We start from the raw sequence: 12,812 nt of genomic DNA on the forward strand, positions 1-12,812 counted from the left end.
AGCCTCTCTCCCTTACCTAAATTGTCTATGACTGTTTACGAGCACTAAAGCCTGATTAGGCGCAAGCAGCAAGCAATCGAACGCCTGACCTACGCTGCTACCCGTTAAGGAACTATCCAGTGTTACCATCATTGGGCATCGGCCAGGTACGGCAACCTTCAAATCAACTTGGCAGAAAGCAGCAGCACTCAAGTTAAAGCAGCACAGCAGCGTTTCATCTCCATGCATATACCCATACAGAACAATACCTTCCGGGGATTGAGCCACGAAAAAGTTTTCCGGCTTCACTAGGTGGCGCCAATCTCTCTTGAGTTCACTTAGCTCCGCCAACAGCGGCAGCATCGGTGTAGGATTGGTCCAATTAATTTGCATGACGTTAAAAAAAGCTCGGGAAATCTCCTCTCCGTTCGTGTTGTCTCCAAGACCACAGTTGAGCGGCTGCTCCTCATTCATTTCATAACCCGTCGTCACGTATGGAATTGCGTTCGGAAGAAATTGATTAAATACCGCAATCATCCGAGCAACCTCAACACCGCCACGGCTGGTGATCCGAGGAGTATCTGCTGTTTCTGCACAGGCAAACACATGAATATTCAACTCAGGCAGCTCTTCTAAGAATGAAACGAGATTGTCTTTAGTAATTTGTGTCATGACGTTCCACCCACTGCCAAGCATAATGTTATAGCCGGTGTTTGCTGCCTTCTTGTGGTTGCGATTGAACAAATCTTCGCTGATTAAGATCGCATTTGGATTCATCTCTTTAATCGTGTCAAAAATACGAGTCAACAACGGAATAGGAAGCACGTGTCCGATGTCGATGCGGAAGCCGTCAATCCCATATTTTTCGAGATTAACCCGTACTGCCTCCTCCAGAACATCCCACAGCTCCAGATTCGGCTGCTCTCCCGGGTAGTCATTACATTTAATCGTATCAAAAAGGACATATGGCGCCTGATCCGGACTTATAAGATGTCTCACTTGCGGAGAGAAATCCTTGTAGAGGCGTAAGAACGTAATGTCTGTCCAAATCGGCTGCACATCATTTATCCAATCCGAATGCGCTGGAGCAGTCGTTATCCCCATCTCTTGCTCCACCAAAGTTAATAGCTCATCTCCAGTTTTAGCAGCTTTCTCCTTTAAGTGCTGCCAAAGGATTGGATGGAGTTCATTGGGCGGTGGCGTGAACTTCCGCAGAAATACTGCTGTCTCCTGGCTGCGGTAGACCGTCTCCAATTTGTCCGGCGTACACTCCTCAAAAAATCCAAGCTGGGGAATTGCGGGCGGCGCAAAGCCTTCTAATTCGTCCATTTTGATCCAATACACCCATTCAGGATGCTCGGTAATGAACACACTGTTTTTCGCCGTCACACGGGGAATGAAATCAACAACAGTCTTAATATCAAGTAAATGACAAGCCTCTACCAAAGCGCTGAGCTCATCGTGGATCGTAAACTCCTCCATATCATCCAATAGGCTATCGTGCAGGTTCTCGTCCAAATGGAATAACGATTGCACTGCGTAAGGGGACCCAATATCCCCCTTCAGATTCAACTTGCTGTACTGGTTAACTGGAAGCATGTACAGAATATTGATGCCCATTTTCTTTAGCAGAGGCAGAAGAATAAAGAATCTTAAAAAAGTACCCGATTCAATTTTTCCGTCATGGTTATAATCCCAAGCCGTAGAATAGCGAATAAGCGAAGAATAGATCGCGCTATCGTCCAGATTTATGCGTTCCTTAAGCAGATATCTCCACGAAAGCCTGTCCACATAATTCAAATGATCAGTCAAAAAATCATACGGGTGTACACAAATTTCACCCTCTTTTTCTAAGAGAACACGTTCATATTGGCACTCATTCCACACTGCGGGTATCCAAATTGGCTCTACCTCTTTGGCCTTTTGTGTAGACAAGTAATCTTGAATTAATCTGAATTTGCTATCATTGCTCATCAACAGTGCCACCTCTCATTGATTGTAGTCTTACGTTTAGGGAACAAAAACCGTCTTTACGGTTTCACTCCCAACCACCTTCAAAGAGTTCAATTCATAGCCGATTAACTCATCTATCGCTGCTTCATGCTGACTGAGCTTAACTTTTCTAGTTACTAGTTTCTCCATTTCAGGAGTTTCAGCGGCAAACCGCAAAGCTTCCTCGAACATGTAGCGGTATTCACCTGCTGCTATAATTTTTATTGCATGCTGCACGAATTTGGTAGGGGAAAAGGTGTAGCGATACTTCGCATTAATACCAAAAGGAACGATGCGGCCTCCACGTTCAATCCACTTTTCCGCCATTTCGAGTTGAGTGCCCACCGTATCGATAATCACATCAAACTTATGTCCCGCACAGATTTTGTCTACGGTAGCTTGATTTAATTGGGCAGGGGTTAGAGCAAAATCTGAGATCTCTTTGGCAAAAGCTAGCCGAAAGGGATTAACTTCAGTCGCTACCGTGAGCGCAGATTTCGACTTGCTCACAATTTGGCTTAACAGTCCCATTGGACCCGATCCAAGAATGAGTACCTTGTCGTCTGCTGTGACATTAGCTTCTTTGAAATTGTGCAGTACACAGGCAAGCGGCTCAATCAAAACCCCCGTCTCCCAGCTCATATGATCGGGAAGACGGTGTGCAAACGTTTGTGCAGTTGAGTAAAAAAAAGTGAATGTCCCATTTCGATTCAAACCCGCAATAGGCATCCCATTTCCATCGATGCCCGTACAGAGGTGCGGCTGTTTCTTCAAGCAAAAATAGCATTCATCACAGCTTTGATTCGGATCGATAACTACGCGGTCGCCTACCTTAACACGGTCAACGTTGCTGCCGATTTGGATTACAGTCCCTACTGCCTCATGACCACGAATGACGCCTGGAACCCCCTCCTCTTTCCCAGTTATGACTGCTAAATCTGTTCCACATACACCTGTCATCTCAATCCGGATCTTGACTTCATCCGGTGCTGCAATCTGCGGCTCTTCCCATTCGCAGAGCTCCAGCTTATGATTGGATGTCCACACCAACGCTTCCATACTCATTCCCCTTTCACTTTTTTGTTATCCATATTCGCCCAGAATATATCATAACTACCATGTAAAAGTAAGGTGAATGTTGTCGAAAAATGTTAATAATTACATTTTTTAATAAACACTCACGAGTAAGCGCTTTAATTTTCTTTCGCTTATTATGCGGAGTGCACTGTCTCAAACGGCAAGTTTAAGGGCCATCCCTTGTGGGATGACCCTTGAATACTATCGTGATCAATCGAGCTCCGCACGGGAATAAATCCCGCATCAACGTCTCCTATTTTGCAGCTTCCGCTTCCAGCCGTGCAATGACCTCTGAGCGGGCTTGATCTGTGAAGCTAAGCACCCCGTTTTCCTGAACGATCAGTCCTTCCCGTATTCGGCCATCCAGCCAATCGCTGATCCAGCCGGGAGCATACCCGCCTTGGCCGAACTCGCCGCCAAAAGCAATCATTTCTTCATATACATCCAGATATTGTTGACGGCTCGTATTTGGATAAGAGCTTGTGTATAGCCAGAACTGCACATCATACATCAGAGTAGAAAGCTCATCCGCATGAAAGGAGAAGTGTCCCTTCTCTTCAACGATTCGGGTACATACTTTACGGATCTTCTGCTCAAGCTGATCTACTTCAGACACATGGCTGCACAGCTTCGCAAGCAATGGTGAGAATTGGCCTACGGCTACTTTGCGCAAATCCTCCTCTTTATCTTCTTCAGAGGTGTCGTATTCTTCATCACTCACCAGGCCGCGTATAAACGTCTCGAAGTCTGGGGCCAGAAATGTAATCTCATAATTATCTTCCTGATCCACATGAATCACCTCGGGTTCACCGTCCTTCCCGCAATTCCGGTAATCCAGCATCACGACATCATGACCTGCCGAAGGGCAATCGCAAATTACCACGCCAATGTCAGGGTATCCCCACTCCTCAATCATAAACGGACTGCCGAGATCGCCGCAGAGTGAATAGCTTTTCTCACGTCCGATGCCCATAATGCCCGTAATCGCAATATGATCCTCAGCCCATGAGGTCGCATCCTCCGTAGGAAAACAGGTATTATAAGGCACTCCCCCATTGTGCTGCTTCATCAGACTGATATAAGAGGCAGGAAGCTTGTAACCCAGTTCTTCTTCTACAGAAGCAATCAGCTCATCCGTAGGCGGGGCCGAAACATATTCTTTTAGCGCATAATCACTATCTTTCCAAAATTCGGAGAGGTCCATCCCTTCAAAAGGAGTTGCAGTCGTCCCCGAATCATTATATTGCTCTCTGATTGCCTGTCTGGCTGCGGCGTGTTGTTCTTTGCGTAGCTTACGCTGGCTGAATTTCAGAAACATGGCCGTATTCTCATCATCCGGATCGAGGTCATGGGCAATACCCAGCACTCTCACCGCTTCCTCATATCGATTCAAATAATAGTAGGAATATCCCACACGAAAATGCCACAGATAATCATTCTGCCCTTGTTCCGCAATCTTCGCGAAGTGTTCAAGGGCTTCTTCATAACGTTCCAAATTGTTATACGCTCTTGCCAGACTGCTGACCATCTCGTAATCTCTGTCCGCTGGAGGAATCTCCATCAGAGTGTCTACAATCTTCTGGTGTTCATCATCTTCATGCCACTGTGTCAGCTGTGCGATTAGTTCTTTGTCCATGGTCTACCTCCCAAGCTTATAATCAAGTTACTAGAATATAGAGAAATATGGTTTTCCCTATTCTACCAGATGGGATGTAGGTATTGAAAATCGATAATAGAGCCTCACAAAGATTCTTAATTATGGGTACAGCCATATCCCTGAAACCGTCATCACCGCTGGCAGTGCAGCCTCATCAACCGCTACATTGTCATACCAGCCGCCCACTGCAAGGTTCAGCACCAGATAAAATGACTCGTTAAAGGGCATAACCCCTGGCTCCAAGCAGCGCTCGGCAAAGCAATGTCCGTCTACCACCCATCGAATCGAACTGGCGGTCCATTCCAGTGCATAATCATGAAATTCATTAATGGTTCCGCTTTCAAAATGGTGTGAGAACTCCTCGACGATTTGATGTTCCCAATCCTTTCCGTAGTGCAGTGTTCCGGATATTTGCTGAGGCAAGCGGCCTTTGGCTTCCATGATATCAATCTCGCCGGAAGCTGGCCAAGGTCTGTAAGCCTGTTCCTGCGGAAGCAACCAGATGGCAGGCCAAACCCCTTGCCCCACCGGCAGCTTTGCACGCACAACTAACTTCCCATAGCAAAAGGAAAAATGGTCCTTTGTATCCAAACGAGCCGAGGTATATGCAAAATTGCGCCCATCCTTTCCAATGGATTCACTGCGTGCGCACAGATTTAAGCCAAATTCATCGATATACAGATTGCTGGAATGATCCGTGTAATACTGCTGCTCTCCGTTGCCCCAACCTGGGTCTATGGGATTACCTTCATTATCTAATAAGTCGTTGCCAAGGCGGATATTCCATAGCTTCAAATCGGCATTTCTATCTAAGAAATTCTGTTCCCATATAGGTTTATTCATCCTTTGCACACTCCCTTCATTTAATCACAGCATACTTAATTTTTGCGGCTGGTCAAACAAATCTAAAAAAATGGGATAGGGTCGATAATCATGGGCTTTTTTTCCTATACGCTTTTTCATACGATGAAATAGAAAGGGGGCACGGAAAATGTTCCAATACAGAACGGAACAAATGAAAGCGCTTTTTAAGCAGTGGCAATTGCAAAGCATGGTTATCCCGGGAATCATCTGGATGTTTATCTTTTGTTATATCCCTATGTTTTGGCTCATTATTGCATTTATGGACTACAGCATCGCCAAACCCTTACTAGAATCACCGTTTGTCGGGCTGAAGCATTTTCAGGATTTTTTGACGGATGAGCGTTTTTGGCGTTCGATTCGCAATACTCTGGGGATGAGCAGCATCAAGCTGGTCCTGGGTTTTCCCATTCCTATCTTGTTTGCCTTGCTGCTGAATGAAATACGGAGCCTTCGATTTAAGCGAACGGTACAAACCATTTCGTACCTGCCGCACTTTATTGCCTGGACGATTTTTGGCGGCATTGCGCTCAATTGGCTGGGCGAGGGCGGTGTGATCAATCAGTTGATGATGGCGATCGGGCTCCAGGAACGCGAAATCCTGTTTAACAGCGACCCTAAGTACTTTTGGTGGATCACCTTTTTCACCGATACGTTAAAAGAAACCGGCTGGAGCGCCATTATCTACATAGCGGCAATATCCGGCATTGATCCGGGGCTGTACGAAGCGGCTGAGCTGGATGGCGCAAACCGGCGGCAGCGGATGTGGCATATCACCATTCAGAGCATACGCCCCACCATCGCTATTTTGTTCATCCTCGCTGTCAGCGGGATACTTGGCAGTAACTTTGAGCAGATCTTTATGTTGAAGAACAATATGAACATGAGGATGGCGGAAAGCCTAGACTTGTATATCTACAACATGGGGTTGGTCTCCGGGCGCCATTCCTTCTCAACAGCCGTCCTGTTCGCCCGCTCTATTGTGGCGCTAGGTTTGTTGTTTTTGGCCAATCACACATCCAAAAAACTAACCGGCGACAGCATTTTTTAGAAAGGAGAGGACAGAGGTATGGAAAGACGCAAAAGATTTCGGCAAATTGGAGTATTTGAGGTCTGCAACACCCTGCTGATGCTGGCGGTTTGCTTTTTAACACTGTACCCGATGTGGTTTGTATTCATTAACTCGCTTAACGCGCCGCAGCAGGCATCCCTGGGCACCGTCAACTGGTTTCCCAAAGAATTATCGCTGGCCAGCTATAGCGTTGTGTTCAATGATAAGACAATGATGAACGGTTTTTACATTACCACTCTGCGCACAGTGATCGGGACAGCAACGCATGTGTTGTTTACCGCCATTATTGCTTACGGAATGAGCAAGTCTAATCTAATCGGACGCAAGCTGTATCTTAAAATCGCATTGGTTACGATGCTGTTCTCAGGCGGGCTGATCCCTACATTTATTCTGATGACGAAGCTGGGATTATATGATAATTTTTGGATATTCATCATTCCCTCCATGTACACTTTTTTTAATATGGTCATTTTCATGAGCTTCTTCCGCACCATACCTGACAGCCTGGAGGAATCTGCGAAAGTAGACGGTGCTTCAGACTATGGTGTCCTGTTCAGAATCGTATTGCCCAATAGCATGGCTGTCATTGCGACTATATCGCTTTTTTCAGCCGTTTATCATTGGAATGATTATTACCAGGGGGTCATCTACATCCGTTCGCAGGAATTACTGCCACTGCAGACCATGCTGTACAAAATCATTGCGGAGAACTCTATGTCCTTCATGCAGCAGCAAGCTATGGCGCAATTCGGCGCAAGACTTCCCGGCAACTCTATTAAATTTGCATCCATGATGGTGGCCACACTGCCTATTCTGATAGTCTATCCTTTCATTCAACGCTATCTGGTCAAAGGCGTGATGATTGGCGCCATTAAGGGATAAGAGTGTGAGTGTCTAGAAACTGGTATACAAAATTCAGAAGCAGCAAAGAAAGGATGATAATGTCATGAAACGCAATCTGATTAAGCCGGGGTTGACCCTCGTTCTGGCCGCAAGCCTGATGCTAGGCATAGCCGCGTGTTCCAATTCAGCGAATAGTGAAAATAAGCCAACACCACAGCCTACAGATAGTACACAGCCGCCGCAGAGTGAAGCAAAGCTCAATTCCGATGATCCGGCATGGAAGCTGGATACCAGCCCTGTTGATTTGACCTGGTTCGTAGGTGCTAACTGGTATGCCCACACTTGGGGAGACAGCTTGACCTCCAAGTACGTAACGGAAAAAACAGGCGTAAACATCAAGCTTGAGGTACCTTCCGGGGAAGCGAATGAGCATATTACCCTAATGATGACCTCGGGCAAGCTGCCAGACTTGATATCAATGGGTTCGTGGGAAACCGCTGTCAAAAAGCTGTGGGAAGGCGATCATGTCTACGCCTTAAATGAATTAGCTGACAAGTATGACCCTTACTTCTTCAAGGTGGCCGGGGACGGTACACTGAAGTGGTATCGTCAAGAAAATGGCAATACCTATGGCGTTCCGAATGATTCATATAGCCCCAACCTGATGCATGAAACTGGCATGACGGCCGCCAACCAGACTTTCCTGGTGCGAAAAGATTTGTATGAAGAGATGGGCAGCCCGAACCTTAGCACTCCAGAGGGCTTTCTGAACGCACTGCAACTGGTAAAGGATAAGTACTCCCAATATAAAGGCCAGCCCATCAGTCCCTTTTTTGCACAAGGGAACGTCCCTTACGGGATGACCGAATATCTGCAGAACCTACTGGCCGTACCGCATGAGAAAGACGGAAAAGTATACGACCGCATTACCGATCCCGATTATATTGCCTGGCTAAAAACCTTCCGTACGGCTTACGAGCGCGGGTTGATTAATGTGGATTTCCTGGTGGATTCCGATACTCAGGTAGAGGAAAAAACAAACAACGCCCGCTATTTCATGATGGTCCGTGAGTGGACCGGTATGTCGGCTGTCAATCCTATGCTGGCTGCTAGCGGCAACCCGGACTCTTACTACATCGCAGTCGATGGGCCAAAGAACAGCAAGGGCGATAACCCTAAGTTATTCCCTGGCAACATGGACGGCTGGATGGTGACGATGATTAGCAAATCAACCGAAAACCCTGAACGAGCCATCCGCTTTTTGACCTATCTGGCCAGCGAAGAAGGCCAGCGAGATTTGTTCCTTGGCAAGGAAGGCGAAACATGGGAGATGGTAGATGGCAAGCCGCAACTGAAGCCTGAAATGGTAAAATTACTCGACACTGATATTGAGAAGCTGGAGAAAGAATACGGCATCATGGATACCTATTGGATGATGCGAAACCCTGTAATCGTCAACCAGTGGAGACCGGAGAAATCTCCTGTCATTAAGCAAATGGAAGACTTCGCCAATAAGCAGGCCGATATTGATAGCGGTATCTATAAGGGCTTAGATCCACAGGGCGATTCTGATGTGTCGGTAGCCTGGTCCCGTATTTCGCAAAATTGGGAGGAAGTACTCCCTGAGCTAATTACAGCCAAGAATGAGGCTGAATTTGATAAAATCTTCGACAATTTCCTTGACCGCCGCGAGAATTACAGCTTTGGCAAGGTGATGGAATACCGCCAGGCTGAACTGAATGTGCGAAAATCCAAAATGGCAGAGTAATAATGCCCGTATTAAGATTGCTGCCGGCCACCGAAAGGGTGGCCGGTATTCCCTTTTTCGCTTCTTTTAACCATTTAACAAAACAGCCTAGTTACCTACCGGGCAGTTTGTAATATATGGTATATTACAAGGGTAGGAGGCTACTTAAATGAAGTATCTGCTGACTAAAATGAAGAAGCTGTACCGTAATTCCCGCATCTCCCAAAAATTGTTTTTGGCCTTTAGCATGATGATTGCCATCCCTGCGATTGTGGTATCCTTTTTATTTATCCGCACACAGGAAAGTCAGCTATACAAGGACGCTATGGCTACCGGCAGCAGCCATGTTTCAAGAATTAACGAACAGCTGCGCAGCAAAATGGGCATTCTTGAGAACGCTTCCTCTACTGCGCTGAATCAAAAGGCATTTGTAGATTTTATTCACTCCAATATGCGCGGGGATGGCCTGCGTCTCGTAAAATTTAGACAAAATCAATTTGAGCAAATGCATAATATCATTCAAAGCTACGAGATGATCAGCGAGCTCAGTTTCTATGTCGATAATCCAAACCTATTTGAGATTTGGCCTGAAATCTACCATTATGACAAGTTCTGGCCGAAGGACTACTGGGTGACACTTCGGGAGGAAGGCGGTGCGGCATACCGCTTATTTGCTTTTAAAGATGGAGAGCATACGCTATCCTATTACCGGTTGGTACGTCTTCAGGGGCAACAGCAGAAACTCCCTACCATTATGGAAATCCGCGCCCAGCATAGCGTCTTTTTCAGTGACTTGCTTGAGGATAGCGGGGGGGATTTCTTTTCTGTAGTGATGGATGGAGCCGACTCTTCCCGATCGGTATACAATCCTGAGCATATTTTTTCTCAAAATGCCGGTGAAGAATTGGATAAAATTCTAGGCAGCATTCACCAGCGGTTGGATGTGCTGCAGCAGAGTAGCCCCATTAAGGTAAAGGTAGGCGACCATACTTACTACGCGTTGTATCGCTACATCGCCCCACTGAACGCCTATGTAGTGGATATTGCCTCTCATCAAGCGCTGATGAAAGGCCCACGAAGCTGGTATTTGCTCGTAGTAGCGATCACATTGTGTATATTGCTGCTGATGTTACTGCTCGTTTCACATACCACTCGGCGCATTTTCCGCCGGCTCGACAGGGTGCTGGTTTCTATGCGCAAGGTGCGGCAAGGCCAACTGGATGCGAAAATTGATACCGGCCTGGATAAAAACGAAACCGGTGACGAAATCGACGAGGTGGCCGTCAGCTACAATAATATGTTGGACGAAATCAAACATCTGATGACCCAAGTGGTAGATAAACAGCTGATCGCCAAAAATGCACAACTGCACTCGCTGCATTCGCAGATCAATTCACACTTTTTATATAACGCGCTGGAATCCATCCGTATGCTCGCGGAGGTTCAGCGACAGCCGGCTATCGCCGAAGCGTTGGTGTCTTTAGGCTCACAACTGCGATACAGTATGCAATGGCGCAGCGATACGGTTGCGCTTACCGAAGAACTTGCCAACATACACAGCTATGTCCGATTCATAAACTTTATGGAGGGTGGCAGCATTGAGTTGACGGCGGATCTCCCGCAGGAGGTACTGCGTTATACAATCCCTAAAATGTGCATGCAGCCCATCGTCGAAAATGCCGTTCATCATGCAGCGCCCTCGGGCGGCAGCGTAAGTATCCAAATTACCGTATCGGTAGAAAATGACAGCCTTCTGCTAATTGAGATACGAGATGATGGCGCAGGTATTGACCCGGAAATGCTGTCCAGTCTGCAGGCTGTGCTGCGGGGCGACTCAGATTCACCGATTGTTACCAGCAAAAACGGACTGGGCTTGGAGAACGTGCATAAGCGCATACAGCTTCATTATGGTAAGGACTGCGGTCTTTGGATTGACAGTGTGCAGGGCGCCTATACTTGTGTAACCATACGTTTGCCTTGGGAAAATGTGAATCTTGGAGGATGGTAGGGCATGATCAATATTCTAATTGTGGACGATCAAAAGCACATTCGTGATGGGCTGCAGGCTATGCTGCGCCAATTTGCGCTCCAGCTGGACAATATTTACTGTGCCGTAAACGGAATTGAGGCCTTGGATATATTGAGTCAGCACAACATCCAACTGGTGATTACTGATATCAGGATGCCCGATATGGATGGACTGACGCTGATGGCGCAGAGTAAACAGAAGCACATCGAGGTAGATTATCTGATTATTAGCGGCTATAGTGATTTTGCCTATGCTCAAAAGGCCATCGAACTTGGAGCAAAGGGCTACCTGCTCAAACCTGTGAAACGTGAAGATCTGCAAACCGCAGTAGAACATGTAGCGAATGAGATAAAAACACGGCAGACGCTCTCGCGTAATATGGAGCATATCTCGCGCCGCGCCCGGGAGACAGACCGCAAGGAACTGAGTATGTTCATGCAGGGTGCAATGATTGATGAGGCGTGGGTTATCCAGACCCAGCAACAGAATCCAGAGTTGTGGAGTAATTACCGCCTGTGTCTGCTGCGGGAGGAATTATGGATTAACCAACCGGGGGCCGACAGTAGCCACAGCATGGAATCCCTTGCCTACCGAGTGTATGGCAGACGAGGGTGTATATGCCTGCAACACCGCCCGTACCTGATTCTCGCGGTTGATGCGGCCGTAGATACGGGAGCCTTCCCGGCCGCCCTCAAAGCAGGACAAATAGATGCCATTACTGCTATGACCAGCCCGCAGCAAGGATTGAAGGAGTTGCCCCGCAGCTATACACAAGCGTTGGAGCTCTATCGCCACAGTTACCTATTTCCAGAGAAGAGCTGCATCTTGCCAACACATATTGAGCGACTGGAGCAGCAGTGGGAGCTTCCCTATGAAGAGTTATACGCCCTGTTTCAGTTAATCGGCACCAAAAACAGCGGTACAATCACCCAAGGCATTTCTATGATATTTCACAAAGATACATTGCAACGCTATCACATCCAATACACACAGCAGCTATGCCGTGCCATTGTACAGATGCTGGAGGAATCTGTACGTGTGATCCGCCCGTACATGGGGGAAGAAGCGCTGGACATCGAATGTTTACGAAATCTATTCGATTATCCGGGTATTCGCGATTATATTCAGGCGCTGCAACAACAGCTGCTTCGGCTGAACCAATTTTATTATGAATATAAGTGCAGCTATCGCAACTCGCAAGATTTAAATGAAGCCATACGCTTTATACACGAAAGCTATCATAAACCCCTGGATCTCGCGATGGTATCGAATCACGTGTCGCTTAATTATGCCTATTTTTCTAACCTGTTCAAAAAAAATATCGGCAAAGGCTTTGCAGAATACTTGCGCGATGTGCGCCTGGATAAAGCCCGGCGGCTGCTGGCCGAAACCGATCATAAAATTGTAGAGGTAGCCACCATGGTAGGGTATGAAAGCTACAAAAGTTTTACACGATCCTTTCGGGATGTCATGGATATGCAGCCCACAGAATATCGGCAAATGATGCGCCGGAAGCACGACAGCGGGGAAAAGTACCGTGACACAGCGCTATAAA

At 47.0% G+C, this 12,812-nt stretch carries 9 protein-coding genes; 5 read left to right on the top strand and 4 right to left on the bottom strand.

Features of this window, described 5'->3' with window-relative positions:
* Window positions 1-12: 12 nt before the first annotated feature.
* From MHH50_RS30365 to MHH50_RS30380, 4 genes are all read right to left on the bottom strand, one after another.
* The gene (locus tag MHH50_RS30365) at window positions 13-1,953 is read right to left on the bottom strand and encodes an alpha-amylase (RefSeq protein WP_340033819.1); all 1,941 of its coding nucleotides are present in this window, start codon (window positions 1,951-1,953) and stop codon (window positions 13-15) included.
* Window positions 1,954-1,989: 36 nt separating this feature from the next.
* Entirely contained in the window at window positions 1,990-3,030 is a 1,041-nt protein-coding gene (locus tag MHH50_RS30370; protein WP_076124261.1) for an alcohol dehydrogenase catalytic domain-containing protein, read from the bottom strand.
* Window positions 3,031-3,301: 271 nt separating this feature from the next.
* Window positions 3,302-4,684: an SMI1/KNR4 family protein gene (locus MHH50_RS30375; RefSeq protein ID WP_076278218.1), complete on the bottom strand. Its 1,383-nt coding sequence runs from the start codon at window positions 4,682-4,684 to the stop codon at window positions 3,302-3,304.
* Between the two features lie 120 nt (window positions 4,685-4,804).
* Window positions 4,805-5,548 (bottom strand): glycoside hydrolase family 16 protein, encoded by a 744-nt coding sequence (locus MHH50_RS30380; RefSeq protein WP_340033820.1) that lies wholly within the window; start codon window positions 5,546-5,548, stop codon window positions 4,805-4,807.
* 148 nt (window positions 5,549-5,696) lie between these two features.
* On the opposite strand from MHH50_RS30380, the gene MHH50_RS30385 reads away from it, so the two are divergent.
* The 5 genes from MHH50_RS30385 to MHH50_RS30405 all read left to right on the top strand — a co-directional run bounded on the left by MHH50_RS30385 (window position 5,697) and on the right by MHH50_RS30405 (window position 12,811).
* Window positions 5,697-6,617: an ABC transporter permease subunit gene (locus MHH50_RS30385; protein WP_076124267.1), complete on the top strand. Its 921-nt coding sequence runs from the start codon at window positions 5,697-5,699 to the stop codon at window positions 6,615-6,617.
* Between the two features lie 18 nt (window positions 6,618-6,635).
* On the top strand, window positions 6,636-7,520 hold the full coding sequence (locus MHH50_RS30390; RefSeq protein ID WP_038573901.1) for a carbohydrate ABC transporter permease: 885 nt from the start codon (window positions 6,636-6,638) through the stop codon (window positions 7,518-7,520).
* A 64-nt stretch (window positions 7,521-7,584) separates the two neighbouring features.
* Complete coding sequence (locus MHH50_RS30395) at window positions 7,585-9,249, top strand: extracellular solute-binding protein (protein WP_340033821.1); 1,665 nt, start codon at window positions 7,585-7,587, stop codon at window positions 9,247-9,249.
* A 148-nt stretch (window positions 9,250-9,397) separates the two neighbouring features.
* Window positions 9,398-11,236, top strand: a complete 1,839-nt coding sequence (locus MHH50_RS30400; protein ID WP_076124271.1) for a histidine kinase — start codon at window positions 9,398-9,400, stop codon at window positions 11,234-11,236.
* Window positions 11,237-11,239: 3 nt separating this feature from the next.
* Window positions 11,240-12,811, top strand: coding sequence for a response regulator (locus MHH50_RS30405; RefSeq protein WP_076181764.1), 1,572 nt, complete (start codon window positions 11,240-11,242; stop codon window positions 12,809-12,811).
* Window position 12,812: the final 1 nt, after the last annotated feature.

The organism is Paenibacillus sp. FSL H3-0302, from assembly GCF_037982245.1.
Taxonomy (GTDB): domain Bacteria; phylum Bacillota; class Bacilli; order Paenibacillales; family Paenibacillaceae; genus Paenibacillus_AQ; species Paenibacillus_AQ odorifer.